The following is a 20,599-nucleotide window of genomic DNA, read 5'->3' on the forward strand; positions in this document are numbered from 1 at the left end:
TCGATTGTGGTTGCGAGTCTAGCCGGGTCGGGCCTCGGCGGTCGAGGGCTCGCCGGAGGCCGCGGCCTCGCGGCCGTCGAGCCGCGCGAGCTCCTGCTCGGCGGCGCGCCCGTCCGGCCCCGGCGCCGCCGCCGCGAGCGCCAGCTCCGCGCGTGCCTCCTCGGGCCTGCCGACGAGCATCAGCATCCGGCCGGCGAAGAGCCGGAGTCGCGCCGAGCAGGCGGGTTCGCCGATCCGGGTGAACTCGTCGGCGGACACCCGTGCCGCTTCGATCGCCGCGTCCTCGTCGCCCAGGTCGTCGAGCACGCGGGCTCTGGCCTCGAGGGTGCGGGCCCGGAGCGCTCGGTCCGTCACCGCGGCGCGGACGGTCGCGACCGCGTCGATCTCCTGCAGGGCGTGCCTGTCACCGAGTGCCGCGAGCGCCCGTGCCGCACGCAGCCGCAGCTCGACGAGCTCGTCGGGGTCGCCGAGCCGGATCGCCGACGCCCGTGCCGCATCGAGGAGGTCGACGGCCTCCTCGCTCCCCTGGTCGGCGAGCAGCTCGCCGAGGGTCAGCTCCAGCTCGAGGCGGCGGCGGCGCATCCGTTCTCGTTCGACCGGGGAGGGACCGGCCGCAGTGGCGGTCGCATCGGCGATCGCGGAGGCGAACGCGTCCGTGTCCGCGTCCGTACCCGCGTTCGCGGAGGTGGCGTCCGTTGCGTCGTCGACGGCGGCGAAGTGCTCGAGGGCGACACTCCAGGCACAGTAGGCGGCTGCGTCGTCATCGTCGTCGCGGCACGCCCGGCCCAGGAGCCAGAGGACCTCCGCCGTGCTCGGACCGTGCTCGCTGCGTGCGGCGTGCTCCAGCACCCCCTCGAGCTCCGCGCGGGCCTCGTCGCCCCGCCCCGCGAGCACGAGAGCGGAGGCCAGCTCGAAGCGGGCCGCCAGGGCGTCCGGCCGGCCGATCGTCACGGCGATCCGCGCGGCCGTCCTCCGCGCCTCGACCGCACCGTCGAGCTGGCCCGCGTCCGTCAGGAGGGCGGCCAGGAGCCCGCAGGTGTCGATCATGCCGTCGTGGTCCCCGAGCTCCGTGTGGACCGCGAGCGCCCGGTCGGCCTCCGCCACCCCGTCGTCCGCTGAGCCCAGCGCGAGATGGGCGTGCGAGCGGTGCAGGTGGGCGGCGGCCCGGATCCCGCGGTCTATCCGCTCGACGAGCACGTCGCCGAGAAGGGTGAGGGCACCCCGGTGGTCCCCTGCGGCACCCCTCGCGCGGGCACGCAGCAGCAGCGCTCTCGCCCGCAGCTGCTGAGAGGGGTGCGCCGTCGACGCCCTCGTGACCGCCTCGCCCAGGAGCCGGTCTGCCTCGCGCCACCGCCCCCTCTTCAGCTCCACGCCCCCGTACGCGAGGAGGAGGCGCGCCAGGACGGGGTCTGCGAGACCGAGACCGCGGGAGCGCTCGAGGGAGTCGGCGAAGCGCTGGAGCGCATCCGGGGCATCACCGCCGAACAGGAGCAGCCCGAGCTGCAGGTCGAGCTCCGCCTCATCGTCGAGGTCGTCGACGACGAGGCACTCGAGTCGACGCTCCAGTTCCTCCTCTGCCGCCCGCAGCGCGCCCTGGTCGACCAGGAGCCTCACCCTGAGCTCGAGCAGGGTCGCCCGCTCGTCGCGGTCGGCGCACAGCAGTCCCTCGTCGATGAGCCGGCGGGCCTCATCGGCCCGTCCCGCGGATGCGTGCTCACGTGCGGCGGTCAGCGAGGCCAGCGTGTCGGGCAGCACGTCCTCGTCCCGGCGGGCAGCGCCGGATCCCCTGGGCAGTGCCGCACGGGTCGCGATGACCGTACGCGGTCCGTGTCCGGTCGCTCGATCGCGTTCGACCCGCGCCACGCTCGCGGTCACCCCGTCGCGAGAGTCGAAACGCCCGGCGAGATCACGGGCTCGTGCCCAGACCGCCCGCCCGAGCGTGGCGGTCGTCCAGGCGCCCACGCGGGGGCCGATCAGCGCCGAGAACGCGGGATGCTCGGCGAACGGCACGGCGGCGGAACCTCGCCCCGCGCGGGTGAGCGCGTCGAGCAGCCCGCCCAGGCCGACGAGGAGGTCGACGACCTGCTCCGTCGACCGCTCGTGCCGGGCCAGTCGCTGCACCGCCGAGACGGCGAGCGCGAGGCCGTCCTCGAGGTCCGAGACGACGGCGCTCAGGCCGATCCGAGCTCCCAGGATCGACAGGCCGCCGGTCGTCGACGATCGGCCGAGCTCGTCGGACAGCTGCAACGCGGTGGTCGTCCTCCCCTGACGCACCAGCGGGAGCAGCAGGGCCGCGGCGGCAGCCTCGGGTTCGGTCGGGCAGCCGTCGTCGTCCAGCCGGAGCGCCTCGAGCTCGGCGACGGCAGCTGCCTCCCGGCCCGCGACGAGGTGACGACGCAGCTCCACGGCGTGCGCGCATCCTCGGCAGCAGACCCCCGGTCGGCCCTCGACCGAGCGGAGGAAGCGTTCACGAGCCGCTCCGTCGCCTCCGCCGGAGCGGAGCGACCACTCGTAGCGGGCCAGGAAGCACGGGGCGAGGTCGGCACCGGCCGCCGAGTAGACGTCGACCATCTCGTCGAGGGTGCGCTGGATCGTCGCCGCGCTGACACGGTGGCTCGCCGCGAGGGCTCTCGTGATCGTCGCGTAATCCCAGAGCAGGTCGAGCTCGTCGACGCTCGTGGGGAAGCACAGTGGATCGGCGCGATGGAGCGTGAGGCACCGCCCGAAGCTCTCGAGACGGAGGCTGTCGTCGCGGGCGAGCATCGCCCAGCTCGAGAGGCGGAGCTCGGCGGCGTAGATCAGCTCGTCGTCGCCGAGCGAGTGCGCCAGTCCGCGGGCGCTCTGCAGCACCTCGAGCTCGAACGCGCCGTGGGTGAGGCGATCCGACTGGTTCAGCAGACGTCGGATGTGGTGGGTCGGCTGCATCAGTAGGGCAGGCGCCCCAGAGCCTGGCCGGGTGTCCAGTGCGAGACCGGGCGGGGATCCGAGGGGCGCGGCGTCGGCGCGGTCGGCGCCGGAGTCGGTGCGCGTGTGGATGTCGGTGCGCCCGGCCTGGTCCTCTCGCTCGTCGCGCGGACGGTGACGTCGGCGCGGCTCGGCGGGACGGCGGCCTGCCTGACCCGGCGGGCGCCCTCCTCGGCCTCGGCCTCGCCCTCGGCACTCTTCGCCGCGGGAGCCATGCGGGCGAGGACCGCCCCGACCAGTCGCTCCAGCGGGCCATCGCCGAGTGCTGTCCGCCACAGGACGCAGAGCACCGCGGTCGACAGCGCTGTGATCGCCAGCGGCAACCAGGCCAGCGGCGGGAGTGCCTCATCGACGATCGCGGGCACTCGTGCCAGCACGATCACCCCAGCCACCACGGTGGCGGACAGCGCCAGGCTCCCCACAGCGCTGAGGGGCAGCAGCGCGGCCCGCAGCAGGTTCTGAGCGAGGAGCAGGAGCGCGGTCACGGCGACGGCGACGCCGAGCGACGTCGCCAGCACGGCGACCGACGACCGATCCGGCGCGGCGACGGGAGTGACTGCCCACGAGGGGACGGACTCCAGGCCCGGCAGCATCAGAAGGGCCGCGAACCCGCCGACGGCGAGAACGGCACCGGCGAGCGCCACGAGCGCACGACGTGCTGGGCCGCCCGTGATCGCTCCAGCCAGTGCCGCTCCGACGAACGCAGCGACGACGGCCATCGCGAGAGACGCTCCCTGCGACGCGCTCCATCCCGTGACGGCGCCGACCGCCCGCAGGGCGGAGGAGGCGTCTCCTGCGCGGGGAAGGACGAAGGCCGTCACCGCGGAGATCGCCGGCGCCAGGAGGAGCACCATGAATCCGAGCGGCACGAGCAGCCGCGATCGGAGAGGTGCGAGCAAGATGGCGAGCGGGGACAGCACGGCGGCCAGGAGGACCTCCACCCCGCCGGGCGCGTCGAGTGCGAGGAGCGCTGCAGCGAGCGGAAGGAGCAGCAACGACCGCGTGAGGCGTCGCAGCCGACGGCGCGACAGCTCCGTCGGCGAACCGTCACCCTCACGGAGCGCGACGACCGAGGCGGCGGCCGAGACGAGCAGGACGCCGCTGAGTCCGATCCGAGAGCACCAGTCGGCGGCCGTGATCCCCGTGACGACGAGCGTCGACGAGGAGGGGACGAGCGCAGGGACGAGCAGCGCGAGGAGGAAGACGGCGCGGGCTGCCTCGAGGCCCACTGCCCTGCCGGGCCGGCCGAACAGCCTGACCGCCGTGGCCGAGGGAGTCGGATCGCGGTCGGAGGTGGGTCGGCCGGCGGCGGGATGGCCTGCGGCCGGATCCTCGGCGGCGGCAACCGGCTCGGGTGCCAGGGGCCACCGGCTGCTCTCCCCCGCCGGCGCCGCGGGGAAGGGCGGAAGCGACAGAACCGGCTCGGGGCCGAGCGGCCACGCGGGCTCGGCGACGGCGTCGGAGTCCTGCAGAGGCTGCGAGGCCGTGTCCGGCGCGGTCGCCGTGTGGGCGGGACCCGTCGCCCCGGCCGTCGGCGTCCGCGCGGCTCCCTCGGACGATCGCCTGCGTCTCGGGCCGCGGACCGCGGCGACGCCCACCTGATAGCCCTGCTCGGCGTGGAGCTGGGCGCGTCGCCGTCGGGACGTCCGTACTGCACGGGCTGTGACGAGCCCGATCACGGCGACGATCACCAGCCCCGACGCGACTCCGATCAGCGTGGGGACGCTGAGCGTGATCGCGCCATCGAGTCCTGCCATGCTAGCTCCTTCTCGCGGTGCGAGTACGGAGCCTATTCACTTCTCGGCAGAAAGTGAAGCATCCTCGTGTAAGGGCTCAGGGGCCGCCGAGCTCGGCATCCTCCGAGAAGTCGGACTCCTCCTCCATGACGCCCACCTCGTCGTCGCCGGAATCGGTTCCGGTGCCGATCTCGTCCCACACGGTCGGCTGATCCTCGGGTGCTCCACGATCGATGCTGCTCATGCCCCTCACCGTACGTCGGCCCGCCCCCGCGCGCTCGCTCCTGGCCGGATCAGCCCGCGAGTCGGACCACCCAGAACGCGACCGCGACACCCGTGAAGGCGATGGAGAGCACCAGCGTCAGCACGGGCACCCGCGCTCGGAGTCGACGCCCCGCGTCGGCCACCTCGGTCGGACGCTCGCGGAGCGCGGGAGTGGCACCGAGACCGTCGGCCGTCCCCTGCGCCGACGGGTACCCACCGCCGCGCACCGTCGCGGACACGCGATCGTCGGAGTAGGCGGCGGTCTGCTTCGCGGTCTTCGGCCACAGCGCCGCCACCAGCGCCTCGATCCGGCTCCACTCGTGCGGGTCGTCGAGCCGGAGACCATCGCCGACGTAGACGAACAGGAGGTCGTCGACGATCTCGACGTCGACGTGGGAGGCGCTGTCGATGAAGGCCGCCATCACGTCCGGCGTGAAGACGTAGAGGGCGTGGCGCTCGTAGCCCGAGGGGCAGTAGAGCGTGAAGTACCGGTCGAAGTCGCCCTCCAGGCTGAGGATCTGGGAGCGGTTGAACCCGATCGGCAGGTTGGAGCCGAACAGGCCGTTGTTCGCACGGGCATCCAGGAGGATGTGCGGAAGCCGTCGATCGAGCTGCAGCAGGAGGTAGCCACGCCGATGCACGCGTCGGTTCTTCTCGTTACCCGTCTCGAAGACGAACTCCCCCACCTCCACGACACGCTCGCCGCTGCGCCGGAGGACGTTCTCGAGTCGGCGACCACCACCCTGCTGGAACAGCACGCCCGGGTACACGCTGTCGTCGGTGGGTCGGAACTCGAATCCGTTCCGCTCGGCGAACACCGCGAGCCGGAGCCGTCTGCCCCAGGCCGCACGACGGCTGAGCACGAGCCAGACCCCGCCGCCGACGAGGATCGTGGCGCCCACGAGGAACGAGAGGCCCCGAAGCGACAGACCAGGGATCATCCCCGACGCGCTCACCGGGGCCAGGACGCCGTTCGCGAGGGCGCCGACCCCCACGACGAGGATGACGGCGATCGTCCGGAGCGGCCAGGGCGGGACGAACTCCGGAGCGTCCGCCTTCAGTCGAGCTCGAGATGACGCCCGCTCGTCAGCTGCAGGGGCCGCGGAGAGCGGCTCGAGGTCGAGGCCGCGCAGCGGGCTCTCAGCTGCGGACACGTCGCACCGCCTCGGCAAGCGCAGGCCAGGTCGCGGCCCGCTCGAGAGCGAACGGCTGCGGGGAGTAGACGAGCACGAACTCCCCCTCCGCCTCGACGTGGAGCGGATGCGGCAACTCCTCCACGCTCAGGGCAGGCAGTGCCCTCAGGGCGCGCGCCCCGCCGCCGGGCGGAGCCGGTGACGTGGCCGCCGTCATCCCCACAGCGACGGACGACCCCCACCTCTTCGCCGAGTCGGGATCGTGCACGAGGAGATAGCCCACGTCGATGCCGCCGCCCCCGTCGAGCGCCGAGGCCGTCGCACGGAAGCGACCGACCTCGAGGAACAGCGGCGATCGGCGACGGAGGCGCACGACGGTGATCCGCCCCGTCCCCTCCCGGAACAGCACGCCCGGGGTGTCGGGGTCGGTGACGTCGCGCTCGATCTCAAGACCGTTCTCGGCCGCGAGGAGATCGAGCCGGAAGCCGTCCTCGGCGCTTCGTCGCCTCCGCTTGAGGCCGACCACCACCGAGTACACCACGAAGGCGAGGATGAGCGCGCCGACGATCGGCAGCAGCTCGAGGTCGGCACCGACGAGGTACACGCACACCACGACCAGCACGACGGCGGTCGCCGCGTACGAGCCCACGGTGACGAGCAGGCGCCTCGGCGCACCGGCAGGGGCGGGACGCCTCAGCCGCCGACGCTCCGCCGCGGGGATCGCGCGCGTGAGAGCATCGGTCGCGATCACGAGGTCTCCGGACGAGGACTGCATGGGATGAGCTTACCTCATCCTCGAGGAATCCTCGGTGAAGGTGGGATACGGTGGAGCGATGGACCTCCTCGTGGCACTCGCGGTGATGGTCGTCGCCATCACCGCCGCGCTGATCGGGATCCCCCGTATGATGTCCGCCGAGCGCGCCCGCCAGCGCGAGGAGCACGAGGCGGGCAGCCACGGCGTCGCGGGCTTCGGCGTCGTCGACGAGCTCTTCAACCCCTCGGCGCGCAACGCCGTCTTCGAGCGGCAGGTGCAGCAGGAGCACGTCGTCCCCGCGCCCTCCCCCGGCGATCCCGCCTACACCGAGAACCGCATCCGCCTCACCCTGCCGCCGGAGGGGCCCGGAGCAGCCCAGAGGTCCTGAGGTGACCGGCATGAAGGTTGAGCCCGCGCCGCTTGGCCGATAAGCGTGGCGCCTGCCTGCGTTCCCGCCTCACACAGGGGAAGATGATCGAAGCACCCGCGGGATGATCGGTGCATCTGGTGCGTGACATCGGACAGATGACCCGGAAGCGAAGACACCGCCGCGCGTTCGACCTCATCTAAGAATCGCGGAGCGTGTGCTCCTCGATAACGTCAAGCCGGTCAGCTGCCGCAGTCCAGGCTCCTTCCAGATCACGCGTAGAGGCCACGCGTATCAAGTCATCCTCGAGCATCGCTTGAACAGGCAGAGGCCATCGCGCCACGACATACTCTAAGGTAGCTGCTTTCCAGGAATCGTCTTGGCCAGTCAGTATTTTTCGGACAATCCCGACCGATTCGATCGGGAACTGCACCAAGTAGTCCGAGATGCGCGCAAAGATCGGCCAATTCGAGTCCTGCGTCCACTGAAACAGAGCTTCCAGCAAACCGAGCTCCTCGCCTCGCGAGAGATCCGACAGACGATCGATCAGGTCATCTTTGTGTCGGGGCAGCGCCTCCAACTGGGCAGTCGTTAGGCCCCGAAGAGCATTAGGACCGTAGAGGCGAAACAAGCCTTCGCTATGGGCCGCTGTTTCTGAGAACGCCTCGGACCCGCCGCTCATCTATTCCTCCCGATTCGGCAGCTTGCAGATCTCGACTTTACCTCACTACTGCGCCGAGCCATCGAGACGCATCCTTCGCTTCGGTCGCTCCCAGCCGGCGGGCGGAAACACAATCCCCCGTGCGGGATTCGTTCCGAGCCCAACGGTGAGCGGATGAACCCGATCATCGACTCGCGAGGCGCCTCGGGGAGGAGCGAAGTCGACCGTGATGACAGCGAACCAGAGCCGCTTCGTGCTCTCGATCCCGCCGTCGACGTAGACCGGCTCCCATCGGAGAGTCGCAGCGTCCCGGGTCGGCGGCGACCTCGTGGACAGCGCTCACCGGCGCGGCAGCTCGGACCTTTCATCTCGCCGGCCACTCCGGTGCGCCTCGACTGCCTCCCCGCCCCAGCGCCGCGAGCGGACGGCCTCGCCAAGGACGTGGCGTTCCTGCAGTTCGACGACTTCGAATCATCCGGGCGACAGGCGCCCCCGTCTACACGTTGAAGCGGAACTCCACGACGTCGCCGTCCTGCATGACGTAGTCCTTGCCCTCGACGCGCGCCTTGCCGCGGGAGCGGGCCTCGGCGACGGAGCCGGCCTCGAGGAGGTCGGCGAACGAGATCACCTCGGCCTTGATGAAGCCCTTCTGGAAGTCGGTGTGGATGACGCCCGCAGCCTGCGGGGCGGTCCATCCCTTGCCGATCGTCCAGGCGCGGGACTCCTTGGGTCCGGCGGTGAGGTAGGTCTGGAGGCCCAGCGTGTCGAAGCCGACCCGGGCGAGCTGGTCGAGACCGCTCTCCTCCTGGCCGGTCGACTCGAGCAGCTCGGCGGCATCGGCCGGGTCGAGGTCGATGAGCTCGGACTCGATCTTCGCGTCGAGGAAGACCGCCTGAGCGGGCGCGACCAGAGCGGCGAGCGCCTCCTTGCGCGCCGGGTCGGTGAGGACGCCCTCGTCGACGTTGAAGACGTAGATGAAGGGCTTCGCGGTGAGCAGGCCGAGCTCACGCAGCGGCGCGAGGTCGATCGAGGAGGCGGAGAGCGGCTGTCCACTGTCGAGCCACTCCCGGGCGGCGGAGGCCGTCTCGAGCACGACGGGCTCGAGCTTCTTGCCCCGCACCTCCTTCTCGTAGCGCGTGATGGCCTTCTCGAGGGTCTGGAGGTCGGCGAGGATGAGCTCGGTGTTGATCGTCTCCATGTCGCCCGCCGGGTCGACCCGGCCGTCGACGTGGACGATGTCGGAGTCGTCGAAGCCGCGGACCACCTGGGCGATGGCATCGGCCTCGCGGATGTTCGCGAGGAACTGGTTCCCCAGCCCCTCCCCCTCGCTGGCCCCGCGCACGATGCCCGCGATGTCGACGAACGACACCGTCGCGGGCACGATGCGCTCGCTGTGGAACACCTCGGCGAGCTGCTGGAGCCTCGGGTCGGGGAGGTTCACCACACCCACGTTGGGCTCGATCGTGGCGAACGGATAGTTCTCGGCCAGGACCGTGTTCTTGGTGAGCGCGTTGAAGAGCGTCGACTTGCCGACGTTCGGGAGTCCGACGATGCCGATAGTGAGAGCCACGGGCCTCTACCCTAGTCGGCCCTGCGGGCGGATGCGGTCACGCGCATCCGCCCGCAGGGCCCGGACGAGAGGGTCTCAGTTCTGCGGGAAGCCGAGGTTGATGCCGCCGTGCGACGGGTCGAGCCAGCGCGACGTGATGGCCTTCTCCCGCGTGAAGAAGCGGAAGCCCGCCTCGCCGTAGGCCTTGGTGTCGCCGAAGATCGAGTCCTTGAACCCGCCGAAGGAGTAGTAGGCGACGGGCACCGGGATCGGGACGTTCACGCCGACCATGCCCACCTCGACCTCGTTCTGGAAGCGCCGCGCCGCGCCGCCGTCGTTGGTGAAGATCGCCGTCCCGTTGCCGAAGGCGCCGCTGTTGATGAGCTCGAGGCCGTCCTCGTAGGAGGCGACGCGCACCACGGAGAGCACCGGGCCGAAGATCTCCTCGGTGTAGACACGCGAGGTGGTGGGCACCTGGTCGATGAGGGTGGGGCCGAGCCAGAAGCCGTCGGCGGCGCCGTCGACCTCGATGCCGCGGCCGTCCACCACGACGACCGCGCCGTCCTCCACCGCGACGTCGATGTAGCCCGCGACCTTGTCGCGGTGCTCGCGCGTGACGAGCGGTCCCATGTCGCACGAGCGGCGTCCGTCGCCGACCTTCAGCGTGGCCATGCGCTGCGTGATCTTCTCGATCAGCGCGTCCGCCACCGGCTCCACGGCCACGACGACCGAGATGGCCATGCAGCGCTCGCCCGCCGATCCGAATCCGGCGTTGACGGCGGCGTCGGCCGTGAGGTCGAGGTCGGCGTCGGGCAGGACCAGCATGTGGTTCTTCGCCCCGCCGAGCGCCTGCACGCGCTTGCCGTTCTTCGCGGCCGTCTCGTAGATGTACTTGGCGATCGGCGTCGAGCCGACGAAGGAGATGCTCTTGACGTCGGGGTGCTCGAGGAGCCCGTCGACCGCCACCTTGTCGCCGTGGAGCACGTTGAACACGCCGTCGGGGAGGCCGGCCTCCTTCCAGAGGGCCGCCATCCAGTTCACCGCCGACGGATCCTTCTCGCTCGGCTTCACCACGACGGTGTTGCCCGCGGCGATCGCGATCGGGAAGAACCACATCGGCACCATGGCCGGGAAGTTGAAGGGCGAGATGATGCCCACCACGCCGAGGGGCTGCTTCAGCGAGTAGACGTCGACCCCGGTCGAGACGTTCTCCGAGTACTCCCCCTTGAGCAGGTGCGGGAAGCCCGTGGCGAGCTCGACGACCTCGAGACCGCGGGTGATCTCGCCCATCGCGTCGGACAGCACCTTGCCGTGCTCGCTCGTCAGGATCTCCGCGAGCTCGCCGCGGCGCGCGTTGAGGAGCTCACGGAAGGCGAAGATCACCTGCTGCCGCTTGGCGATCGACGTGTCGCGCCAGCCCGGGAACGCCGCCTTGGCGCTGGCGACGGCCGCGTCGACCTCCTCGAGACTCGCCAGCGCGACGCGCTTGGTCTCGACGCCGAGGGCCGGGTCGTACACCGGCGAGGTGCGACCGCTCGTCGACGGCGACTCCGCGCCCGAGATCCAGTGGGTGACGACGGCGAGGCCGGTGTCGAGGGTGTCGGTCATCGAGGTGCTCCAGTGCTTCGTGAGGGAGGTCCGCCTCCTCCCAGGACAGGGCGGTGCGCTGCGGTGCCCTCATGCTAGGCGAACGGATGCACGGTGAACACTGCCAGAATGGACAGCATGGAGATGCCGGGTTCGACGTTGTGGCACACCTGTGCGGGGCGCGCATGCCGGTGACCCTCGGCGACCTGGTGACGGCTCCGGAGTTCGGTCTCCGGATGGTGTGGCCGACCCTCGACGACGGCCCCGACCCGCGAGCCATGGGCGGGCCCGGGCGCGCGCCGGAGGGCGCATCCGACTCGAGCGAGCAGACGGCGCTCCCGCGCGTGCTGGCGACCGAGGTCGCCTGGGTGCACAGCTCCGACCTGCCCGACCCTGCTCCGTGGCTCGAGCCCGGCCAGCTCCTGCTCAGCGACGGCGCGCAGTTCGCGGGCGACCGATCCGAGCGGTTCGCCCAGGAGTACGTGGCGCGGTTGGCCGACCGCGGTCTCATCGGCCTCGGCCTGTCCGAGGGCATCGTGCACGACCGCATCCCGGACGCGGTCGTCGAGGCCTGCCGGGAGCGCGGGCTGCCGCTGCTGAGCGTGCCGCGACGGACGCCGTTCATCGCCGTGATCAGATACGTCGCCGACATCCTGGCCCGAGACCGGCGGGAGCGGCTGGAGTGGTCTCTCGACGCCCAGCGCGCCGTCGCGCGCGCGGCATCGAGCAGCGGAGGACTGGGCGCGACCATCGACGAGCTCGAGCGACGGCTGGGCGGATGGGCCGCGCTCTACGACGCCGCCGGCAGGCCGCTGCCCTTCGGCGGAGCCCCCGCCGAGCACGCCGACCAGGTCGAGCTGCTCGTGCAGCGCACGCTCACGACGCCCCGTCCGAACCGCCGCCACAGCCTCGGCTCCGACGAGGCCGTGGCCCTGGAGCGGATCGGGACGTCCGCGCATCCGCTCGGCGTGCTCGCGGTCCGCACCACGGCCCCCTTCGATCCCGCGGCCAACGACCTCGTGGCGAGCGTGCTCGCGCTGGCCAGCATCGCGCTCGAGCAGCGGCGCGCCCTCGACCTGGAGCGCCGCCGGCTCCGGAGCGGAGCCCTCGAGCTGCTGCTCAGCGGGCGCCTGGACACTGCCGACAGGGTCGCGGCTCCCCTGTGGGGCACCGCACCCGACGGGCCGCTGCGGGTCGCGGTCGCCCCGCACGGTGCGGAGTCGGCGGAGCTGCTCGACGCGCTGGAGGCCGCCGCCGGAGATCGCGGCTGGACGTTCTTCGCCGAACGGGACGGCGACCTCGTGATGATCGCCGACGAGCTCGGGATGCGCACCGTGCGCTCGCTGCTCTCCGCTCATGGCGTTCGCGCGGGGGTGTCCGGCCGGGTCGACGCCGCGACGCTCGAGCGCGGCCTGTCCGAGGCCGCCGCCGCCCACACCGCCTCGCGCGCGGCGATCGGCGAGTACGACGACCTCGTGGGGGACGGACTGGAGGGCCTCCTCGTCGCCAGCGGAGCGGAGGGCCTGGCACGGCGGATGCTCGCCCCGATCCTGGAGGCTGACGCCGACCCTGCGCGGACGGCGGAGGGGGCCTCCCTCGAGGACACCGTACGCGCGTGGTTCGAGAGCGGATGCTCGTGGGACCGGGCCGCGCGCGTGCTCGGCGTGCACCGCCACACGGTGCGGACCCGCGTCGCCCGTGCCGGTGTCCTCCTCGGCCGCGACCTCGACGATCCGACGGACCGGGCCGAGGTCTGGCTCGCCCTGCGCCTCCTCCGCCGCGACTGAACGATCGCGCCGCCCGGAGGCCGACCGCCTCCTGCACAGGCCACGCTGGACCTCGGTCTGTGCCCATCCCGACGTGCCTCGAGGACGCTGTCGGAGGCCGATGACACACTGTCCTCATGGATGCTCTGCTCACGCTCGTGATCGGCCTCGCGATCGGCGCCGCCCTCGGCCTCGGAGTCTCGTGGCTCCTGTCCCGCCGGGGACAGGTCGCGACCGACGGCTCGGTCGCGAGCGACGCTGCCGAGGCCGAGCTCGCCGCCACGAAGGTCCAGCTCGTCTCGGTCCAGGCCGAGCTGGGTGAGCTGCGGCCTCGCGCCGCCGCGCTCGAGGCCACCGCGACGCTGCTCCGCGAGCAGGCCGCCACGCAAGCCCAGGGGCACGAGAACCAGCTCGCCTACGTCACCGAGCAGGCCCGCGAACGCGTCGAGCTCCTTCGCTCCCAGACCGAGGAGCGCATCGCCGCCCAGGAGGCACAGCATCGCGAGCAGCTGGCCGATCAGGCCGAGCGCATCCGCGAGCTGCAGGAGCGCATCCGCGAGCTGCAGGACAGCGATGCCGCCCGCCAGAAGGAGGACGGCCGGGTCCTGCTGGCGCTGAGTCCCGTCAAGCAGACGCTGACGGCGATGCAGGAGAAGGTGGCCGAGCTCGAGAAGCAGCGTCAGCAGCAGTACGGCGAGCTCAGCCAGCAGCTGCGGAGCGCCTCCGAGTCGGAGGAGCGGCTCAGGTCCACGGCCGAGTCGCTCGCGTCGGCACTGCGGTCGAACTCGACGCGCGGCGTCTGGGGCGAGACCCAGCTGCGCAGCGTGGTCGAGGCCGCCGGCCTCATCGAGCGTGTCGACTTCGACGTGCAGACCACGATCTCCAGCGACTCCGGCGCCGGTCGGCCGGACATGGTCGTGCACCTCCCTGGCGGGAAGAACATCGCGGTCGACGCGAAGGTGCCGTTCGACGCGTACCTCGAGGCGAGCGCCATCCCGGCCACGGCTGCGGGGGCCGACCTCGATCGCCGCACGCAGTTGCTCGACAGGCACGTCAAGGCGCTCCGCGCCCACATCACCGCCCTCGGCAGCAAGGGGTACTGGAACGGCCTCGAGGCCTCCCCCGAGCTCGTGATCGCGTTCATCCCGAGCGAGTCCTTGGTGTCGAGCGCGCTCGAGGCGGATCCGGGGATCATGGAGTTCGCCTTCGCCAAGCGCGTGGCGCTCGCCTCGCCCGTCACGCTCTGGTCGGTGCTCAAGACGGTGGCCTTCTCCTGGCAGCAGGACGTCCTGACCCAGGAGGCGCGTCAGCTCTTCGACCTCTCCCAGGAGCTCTACGGCCGGCTCGGGACCACGGCGGGGCACATCAGCAAGCTCGGCCGCACGATCGACCGCAGCGTGAAGGACTACAACGCGTTCATCGGCTCGTTCGAGCGGAAGGTGTTTCCCACCGCGCGCAAGCTCGCCGCCCTCTCGGGCGACAACCTGTTCGAGCCGGTCGAGGCGATCGAGGAGACGCCGCGCGAGGTCTCGGCCCACGAGCTGCTGGCCGAGCTCGAGGTCGCCACGCCGGCGGCCCTCGACGCCGCCGCCCGCGGCGCGGCCTCCGCCCCCGAGGACGCCGACGCGCAGATGCTGGCGTTCCCCGTCGACGCCTCCGACGACTCTCCGCGTTCCGCCCGCGCCTGAGCGCACCCCGCGTCGCATCCCGCGCGGTCTCACCGCACCTGAGCGGTTTCGCCACACTCAGGTGGTTCCGCCATGCAGATCGGTGTGGCGGAACCACCTGAGTGTGGCGGAACCACGTGAGGGTGGCGGGACAGGCGGCCGCGAGCGAGCCTCTAGGGCCTCAGAGCCACTTCTCGGCTAGGTGGTCGGCCTCGATGCGGCGGATGGTGCCCGACCGCGACCGCAGCACGACCGACTCGGTGCGGATGATCGGGCCGAGTCGCTTCACACCGGCCACGAGCCCACCGTCGGTCACCCCCGTGGCGACGAAGAACGTGTTGTCGCTCCTCACGAGGTCGTCGGCGCCCAGTACGGCGTCGACGTCGAGCCCGGCGTCGATCCCCTTCTGGCGCTCGTCGTCGTCCTTCGGCGCGAGCTTGGCCTGGATGAACCCGCCGAGCGCCTTGATCGCGCACGCGGTGACCACACCCTCCGGGCTGCCGCCGATGCCGACGCACATGTCGATGCGCGTGCCGTAACGGGCGGCGTTGATGCCGCCGGCCACGTCGCCGTCGAGCAGCAGACGCGTGCCGGCACCGGCCGCGCGGATGTCGTCGATCAGCTGGGCGTGACGGGGCCGGTCGAGGACGGCGATGCGGAGCTCGCCCACGTCCTTCCCCTTCGCCTTCGCCAGGGCGCGGATGTTGTCGCCGATCGGCCGCTCGATGTCGATCACGCCGATGCCGTCGGCGTCGGTGACGATCTTGTTCATGTAGAACACGCTCGACGCGTCGAGCATCGTCCCGCGGTCGGCGGCGGCGAGCACGGAGAGCGCGTTCTGCCGCCCTGCGGCGGTGAGGGAGGTGCCGTCGATCGGGTCGACCGCGATGTCGACCGAGGGACCGACGCCGGTGCCGACCTGCTCGCCGTTGAACAGCATGGGGGCGGCGTCCTTCTCGCCCTCGCCGATCACGATCGTGCCCGCGAAGTCGACCGTGCCGAGGAACGCCCGCATGGCGTCGACGGCGGCGCCGTCCGCGGCGTTCTTGTCGCCCTTGCCGATCCAGGGCTGCGCCCGGATGGCGGCGGCCTCGGTGGCTCTCACCAGCTCGAGCGCGAGGTTGCGGTCGGGGTTCTCGTACTTCTTGTCGCTGGTCACGTCGCCCAGCCTACCGACCGGGGTGATCACGCGTCCCGGTCCGCCTCGCCGCCGACGCGGAGGGCCGTGAGCACGTCGAGGAGCGTGGACGGCCCGCCGACGTTGCCGGGCACCACCACGTAGAGCAGGGAGCGGCCGTCGGCGACCGTGAGCCGCCACACCGAGACCCCGGCGAGCACCTGGCCGATCACCACCGCCCGGGTGGCGCCGAGTCCGAGGCGAGCGACGTCGGCCGAGGTGATCCCGCCCTTCGAGACCACGACGTCGACGTCCGGCAGCAGGTCTCGCACGCTCGTCGTGAGCGCGGTCATGACCTTCTCGCCGTGCTGGAGCGTGTTGTGCGAGGCCGAGCGGACGCGCTCGGTCGTCACGACCGCGATCCCCCGTGACTCGAGCAGGGGCCGGGCGGCCTCGGCCGCGCGGCGCCCTTCGGCGGCGGGGTCGAGGAGGGCGTCCTCCGTGTCGATGACCGAGAACGGCCCGAAGCGCTCCCCCACGAGGGCGAGCTGGGCGGTCGCTCCCGCCGTGTGCGATCCGCAGACGAGGAGCGTGCGCACTCTCTGCGGCACCAGCGGTGTCGCGAGCAGTCCGTCGCTCTCGACCCCGGCGAGCGCCGCGGCGAGCGGCGCAGCGCTGCGGACGACGATCGTGCGCCCGCTCTCCCGCGCGGACTGGAGCGCCCTCGCGATCGCCCGGATGTCGTCGTTCGTCTCCGCGTCCGGCACCACGACGGCACCCGCCGGCGCGGTCCGCAGGAGCTCCACGAGCCTGGCCGGGTCGTCGCGGAGCTCGGCGCGCGTGAGCCCGTACGCCCGCCGTCCCGACTTCTCCGCGACGTAGTCGACGAGCACCGCGGTCCGGAACGGGAACACCGGATCCTCGGCGAACTCGGTCTCGTCCGCGCGCATCCGCACGCCGTCGACCGCCACGTAGTGGACGCCGTCGACCGTCGTGCGACCTCCGTCGGGGAAGGCGGGCACGAACACCACGATCGCCTCGGGTGTCAGGAACGCCTCGGTCTCGGGGAAGACGTGGCCGCGCAGGGTGGAGTCGCCCCGCAGCACGAACTGCACGCTCTGCCCGAGCGACGCCGCGGCGGCCTCGCTCTCGCGACGGATGCGCGTGACCAGCTCGACCGCATCCGTCTCGCCGATCGCCCGGGAGTTGGTGAGCACGTAGACGCTGTCGTGCTCACCGAGCGCGTCGCGGAGCAGCTCCTCGCTGGTCGTGAGCAGCACGGGCACGCCCGAGGCGGACTGGGTGCCGGTGGGGTCGTCGTCGAGGATGACGGTCTTCATGGGCTCTCTCCTTGGGTGACGAGACGGCGGGTCGGGCGGCAAGGCGGGTGCGGACTATCCGGGGGCGATGATCGCGTCCACCTCGGCCCGCTCCTTCTTCCCCCACGTCTCACGGGTGAGGAGCGCTGCGACGAACCCGATGACGCCCACCGCGACGAAGATCCAGGCCACACCGGTCCAGCCCATCGCGGCCGCTGCCGCGGTCGCGATGAAGGGGATGAAGCCCGAGATCGCCGCCGAGAACTGGTAGCCGAGCGACGCGCCCGAGGTGCGGGTGTGGGTCGGGAACAGCTCGCTGAAGTACGCGCCCTGCGTGCCCGCCAGCAGGTCGTGGATGACCGTCAGCGCGATGAAGTACACGCCGATGATGAGGAACGGCACGCCTGTGTTGACCAGGAGGAACATCGGGAAGCCGAACGCGATCGTGGCGGCTGAGCCGATGAGGTACATCGTGCGACGGCCGACGCGGTCGCTGAGCGCCCCCCAGAACACGGTCGTGAAGATGCCGAGGCCGGTGGCGATGATGAGGCCGGTCAGGGCGACCTGTCGGTCGGCGAGCTCGTTCGAGGTGATGTAGCTGATCATGTACGTGACGATGACGTAGAAGCCGCCGGTCTCGGCCAGGCGCAGACCGATGACGCGGAGGATGTTCCTCCAGTCCTCGCGGATGACCGTGAGGATCGGGTTCTTCACGACCATGCCGGTCGACTTCGTCTCGACGAACTCGGGGCTCTCCGAGACCTTCAGCCGGATGATGATGCCCGCGATGATCAGGATCGCGGAGAACAGGAACGGCAGGCGCCACGCCCACTCGCTGTCGAAGCCGGCGGTGGCGAGGAACGCGAGGTTGGCGAGGAACACTCCGAAGGGCACACCGGCCTGCGGGATGGCGGCGTACTTGCCGCGCTTGCGCCAAGGCGCGTGCTCGAACGTCATGAGGATCGCGCCGCCCCACTCGGCGCCGAACGCCAGGCCCTGGATGACGCGGATGGCGGTCAGCAGCAGCGGAGCGAGGAGACCGACCTGCGCGTAGGTCGGCAGCAGTCCGATCAGGACGGTCGAGATGCCCATGACGAACAGCGCGCCGACGAGGACGGGCTTCCGCCCGATCTTGTCACCGAGGTAGCCCCCGATGATCCCGCCGATCGGTCGCATGGCGAACCCGATGCCGAAGGTCAGGAATCCGAGCAGCACCCCGACCACCGGATCGGTGTTCGGGAAGAAGTCGGTGCCGAAGTAGAGCGCAGCGGCGGTGCCGTAGGCGAGGAAGTCGTAGTTCTCGATGGTGGTGCCGACTGCGGAGCCGAAGGCGGTCTTCAGCTTGTCGGGCGAACCCTGGGCCGCCTGCTTCGCAGTCGGCTGAGTGACGGTGGTCATGGGGGTGTATCTCCTTTGATATGCGGCAGGCGGGTGACCGGGTGCGTCGAGCCGGTCACCCGGCCCGTCACACGTCGGGCAGCACCACGCCTCCGACTCGTCCGGTCTTGTAGAAGTCGGTGATGTGCTCGCGGACGAGGCGCACAGCCTCGTCCGCGTCCTTCCGCTCGATGGCGGCGAGGATGCTCCTGTGCTCGGCACGGACGATCGTCGCGGTCTTCCGCCAGTCGGCCAGGCGGGCGTACGCGTCGATCATCTGCTTGTGGATGGCGATGCGCAGCGAGCCCATGAGGTGGGCGGCGAGCGCATTGCCCGACGACGACGCGATACGCACGTGGTACGCGGCGTCGAGGCTGTTGAACTGGTCCGCGGTGATGTCGGGGGCATCCATCTGATCGAGGATGGCGGCGAGCTCCCGGATGTCATCCTCGGTCGACGTCCGGGCGGCCTCCGCGACCGACCACGTCTCGAGCGCGAGGCGCGTCTCGAGCACGTCGTGCTGGCTGAAGTGCCCGAGCGCGAGCTGCAGCTTGAGCAGGTTCACCATCCCGGGGCCGGGGGTGCCGAGGAGGACCGCTCCCCCATCCGCACCACCACCCCGTCGGATGTCGACCACGCCGAGCGCCTCGAGCACTCGCAGAGACTCGCGCAGCGACGGCCGCGAGACGCCCAGCAGCACCGCGAGATCGCGTTCGCTCGGCAGGTGGTCGCCCACCTTGAGCCGGCCGTCGAGGATGCGTTCCTCGATCTGCGCCATCACCTGCTCGTAGGTGCGCACCCGCTGGACGGGCTCCCATCCGCTCGACTCGGTCGTCATGCCTGACCCGCTTCCCCGTTCGAAGGCCGCCGATGCGGTCATCGGCGCACCTCCTCATGGTAGTTTCCGCGGGCATGATGGTCAGACCTCCGACAGGCGGATCGGCTCAGGCCGTAGCTGCGAGATGCTCGGCGCGGAACTCGCTCTCGAGCTCACGGCGCACCTGCACCGCGAGCAGCGACTCGTCGGCGTCGACGTCGTCCCAGGAGATCATCTGATCCTTCGGCACGTCGCGGATGAGCTTCATGCCGTGTGCGAGGCCGAGGGGCAGGGCGTTGTGGCCGAGCGAGATGTGGGCGGGCGCGAGCTTCCCGAAGACCGTGTAGCCGCCCTCGCCGTCGAGCGTCTCACCGGCACGCAGCTCCTTCTTCGCGGTCGAGACGACGTCGCCGTGGAATCCGTGAGCGGTGCCCGTGGGCTCGCCGCGGAGGACAGCCGACGCGATCGAGACGGGCAGCTCCAGTCCGATCATGTGGTACGGGCGGTAGAGCGAGCCGTAGCGCCCGCTGTCGTCGGTCTTCACGCCGTACTCCGCGAAGCACTGCGCCGCGTAGTCCGTCTTGGCCTCGAAGGTCACGAAGACGCCCCAGCGAAGGTCGCGGGCCACCTCCGTGCCATCCCGGTTCAGGCTGGAGATGATGTCGACGGTGCCGCGACGAGACAGCGTCCCGCCCTTCTCGCGCTCCTTGAGCTTCTGCGAGAGCTCATCGACGTCGACGGGCGTGAAGTGCAGGCCCTCGTCCATCGGGATCAGGCCGGTGCCGTTGGCGACGGCTGCCGCCTCGATCGCCGACTTCGTGCCGTCGAGGAACGAGTTGAACATCTTCGGGTTGTAGTCGCCCGTGGCCAGCTGCTCGGCGGTGAAGCCGTAGTAGTCCCACACCGTGTCGGGCGTGGAGTAGTGGTACTCGGGCAGGTACTTGGTCCCCTTGCCGGCCGACACCACGTCGAAGCCCACAGTGCGGCACCAGTCGACGAGCTCCGAGATGAGCGCGGGCTGGTCGCCGTAGGCCATCGAGTAGACGACGCCGGCGGCGGCCGCGCGTCGAGCCAGGATCGGGCCCACCATGCAGTCGGCCTCGACGTTCACCATGACGATGTGCTTGCCGTTGTCGATCGCCTTCAGCGCGTGGTATGTGCCGATGATCGGGTTGCCCGTGATCTCGAGGATGACCTCGATGCGGCCGTTCGTCAGGAGCGAGTCCGCGCTCTCCGTGACGTGCGTCCCGCCCGTGGCGAGCGCCTCGTCGAGGCTGGACGCGGCATAGCGGTCGAGGGCCCAGCCGGTGCGCTCGAGCGCCTCACGTGCCTTGGGGACGTTGATGTCGGCGACGCCCACGACGTGGATGCCGGGCTGATCGACGGCCTGGGTCAGGAACATCGATGAGAACTTCCCGGCCCCGATGACGCCGACCCGGATGGGGCCGCTCTCGGCGGTGCGCTTCTGGAGAAGCGAAAACAGGTTCATTGCGGACTACTCCCTCGTAGATGAGCGCCGTT

At 71.1% G+C, this 20,599-nt stretch carries 16 protein-coding genes; 3 read left to right on the plus strand and 13 right to left on the minus strand.

Annotated elements, in window-relative coordinates; genetic code table 11:
• Positions 1 to 18: 18 nt before the first annotated feature.
• The 5 genes from IEX69_RS04225 to IEX69_RS04245 form a co-directional block, all read right to left on the minus strand.
• On the minus strand, positions 19 to 2,925 hold the full coding sequence (locus IEX69_RS04225; RefSeq protein ID WP_157127185.1) for a tetratricopeptide repeat protein: 2,907 nt from the start codon (positions 2,923 to 2,925) through the stop codon (positions 19 to 21).
• Entirely contained in the window at positions 2,925 to 4,721 is a 1,797-nt protein-coding gene (locus IEX69_RS04230; protein WP_085019861.1) for a hypothetical protein, read from the minus strand. The genes IEX69_RS04225 and IEX69_RS04230 overlap by 1 nt, the downstream gene beginning before the upstream one ends.
• Positions 4,722 to 4,797: 76 nt before the next feature.
• Positions 4,798 to 4,944: a hypothetical protein gene (locus IEX69_RS04235; protein ID WP_157127186.1), complete on the minus strand. Its 147-nt coding sequence runs from the start codon at positions 4,942 to 4,944 to the stop codon at positions 4,798 to 4,800.
• A gap of 49 nt (positions 4,945 to 4,993) precedes the next feature.
• A complete protein-coding gene (locus IEX69_RS04240) occupies positions 4,994 to 6,118 on the minus strand; it encodes a hypothetical protein (protein ID WP_085019862.1) in 1,125 nt (374 codons plus the stop codon).
• Positions 6,105 to 6,872 carry a hypothetical protein gene (locus IEX69_RS04245; RefSeq protein WP_085019863.1) on the minus strand — a complete coding sequence of 256 codons (768 nt, stop codon included), beginning with the start codon at positions 6,870 to 6,872 and terminating at the stop codon, positions 6,105 to 6,107. Before IEX69_RS04245 ends, IEX69_RS04240 begins: the two co-directional genes overlap by 14 nt.
• A gap of 58 nt (positions 6,873 to 6,930) precedes the next feature.
• On the opposite strand from IEX69_RS04245, the gene IEX69_RS04250 reads away from it, so the two are divergent.
• Complete coding sequence (locus IEX69_RS04250) at positions 6,931 to 7,239, plus strand: hypothetical protein (RefSeq protein WP_085019864.1); 309 nt, start codon at positions 6,931 to 6,933, stop codon at positions 7,237 to 7,239.
• A gap of 178 nt (positions 7,240 to 7,417) precedes the next feature.
• Here the strand turns inward: IEX69_RS04250 and IEX69_RS04255 are convergent, their stop codons facing one another.
• The 3 genes from IEX69_RS04255 to IEX69_RS04265 form a co-directional block, all read right to left on the minus strand.
• Complete coding sequence (locus IEX69_RS04255) at positions 7,418 to 7,900, minus strand: DUF5071 domain-containing protein (protein WP_085019865.1); 483 nt, start codon at positions 7,898 to 7,900, stop codon at positions 7,418 to 7,420.
• Positions 7,901 to 8,375: 475 nt separating this feature from the next.
• Complete coding sequence (ychF, locus tag IEX69_RS04260) at positions 8,376 to 9,449, minus strand: redox-regulated ATPase YchF (RefSeq protein ID WP_085019866.1); 1,074 nt, start codon at positions 9,447 to 9,449, stop codon at positions 8,376 to 8,378.
• Between the two features lie 75 nt (positions 9,450 to 9,524).
• Complete coding sequence (locus tag IEX69_RS04265; protein ID WP_085019867.1) at positions 9,525 to 11,036, minus strand: CoA-acylating methylmalonate-semialdehyde dehydrogenase; 1,512 nt, start codon at positions 11,034 to 11,036, stop codon at positions 9,525 to 9,527.
• 164 nt (positions 11,037 to 11,200) lie between these two features.
• On the opposite strand from IEX69_RS04265, the gene IEX69_RS04270 reads away from it, so the two are divergent.
• Together IEX69_RS04270 and IEX69_RS04275 are read left to right on the plus strand one after the other, a co-directional pair.
• Entirely contained in the window at positions 11,201 to 12,802 is a 1,602-nt protein-coding gene (locus IEX69_RS04270) for a PucR family transcriptional regulator (protein ID WP_174604453.1), read from the plus strand.
• A 116-nt stretch (positions 12,803 to 12,918) separates the two neighbouring features.
• Positions 12,919 to 14,469: a DNA recombination protein RmuC gene (locus IEX69_RS04275; protein ID WP_085019869.1), complete on the plus strand. Its 1,551-nt coding sequence runs from the start codon at positions 12,919 to 12,921 to the stop codon at positions 14,467 to 14,469.
• Positions 14,470 to 14,629: 160 nt separating this feature from the next.
• Here the strand turns inward: IEX69_RS04275 and glpX are convergent, their stop codons facing one another.
• The 5 genes from glpX to IEX69_RS04300 all read right to left on the minus strand — a co-directional run bounded on the left by glpX (position 14,630) and on the right by IEX69_RS04300 (position 20,567).
• Positions 14,630 to 15,616: a class II fructose-bisphosphatase gene (glpX, locus tag IEX69_RS04280; protein WP_174604576.1), complete on the minus strand. Its 987-nt coding sequence runs from the start codon at positions 15,614 to 15,616 to the stop codon at positions 14,630 to 14,632.
• 17 nt (positions 15,617 to 15,633) lie between these two features.
• Entirely contained in the window at positions 15,634 to 16,905 is a 1,272-nt protein-coding gene (locus IEX69_RS04285; RefSeq protein WP_085019870.1) for a four-carbon acid sugar kinase family protein, read from the minus strand.
• Positions 16,906 to 16,959: 54 nt separating this feature from the next.
• Positions 16,960 to 18,282 carry an MFS transporter gene (locus IEX69_RS04290; RefSeq protein WP_085019871.1) on the minus strand — a complete coding sequence of 441 codons (1,323 nt, stop codon included), beginning with the start codon at positions 18,280 to 18,282 and terminating at the stop codon, positions 16,960 to 16,962.
• A 67-nt stretch (positions 18,283 to 18,349) separates the two neighbouring features.
• Complete coding sequence (locus tag IEX69_RS04295; RefSeq protein WP_217348598.1) at positions 18,350 to 19,141, minus strand: FadR/GntR family transcriptional regulator; 792 nt, start codon at positions 19,139 to 19,141, stop codon at positions 18,350 to 18,352.
• A gap of 64 nt (positions 19,142 to 19,205) precedes the next feature.
• On the minus strand, positions 19,206 to 20,567 hold the full coding sequence (locus IEX69_RS04300; protein ID WP_085019872.1) for an NAD(P)H-dependent oxidoreductase: 1,362 nt from the start codon (positions 20,565 to 20,567) through the stop codon (positions 19,206 to 19,208).
• Positions 20,568 to 20,599 lie beyond the last annotated feature (32 nt).

Origin of the sequence: Cnuibacter physcomitrellae (assembly GCF_014640535.1) — a bacterium.
GTDB classification, from domain to species: domain Bacteria; phylum Actinomycetota; class Actinomycetes; order Actinomycetales; family Microbacteriaceae; genus Cnuibacter; species Cnuibacter physcomitrellae.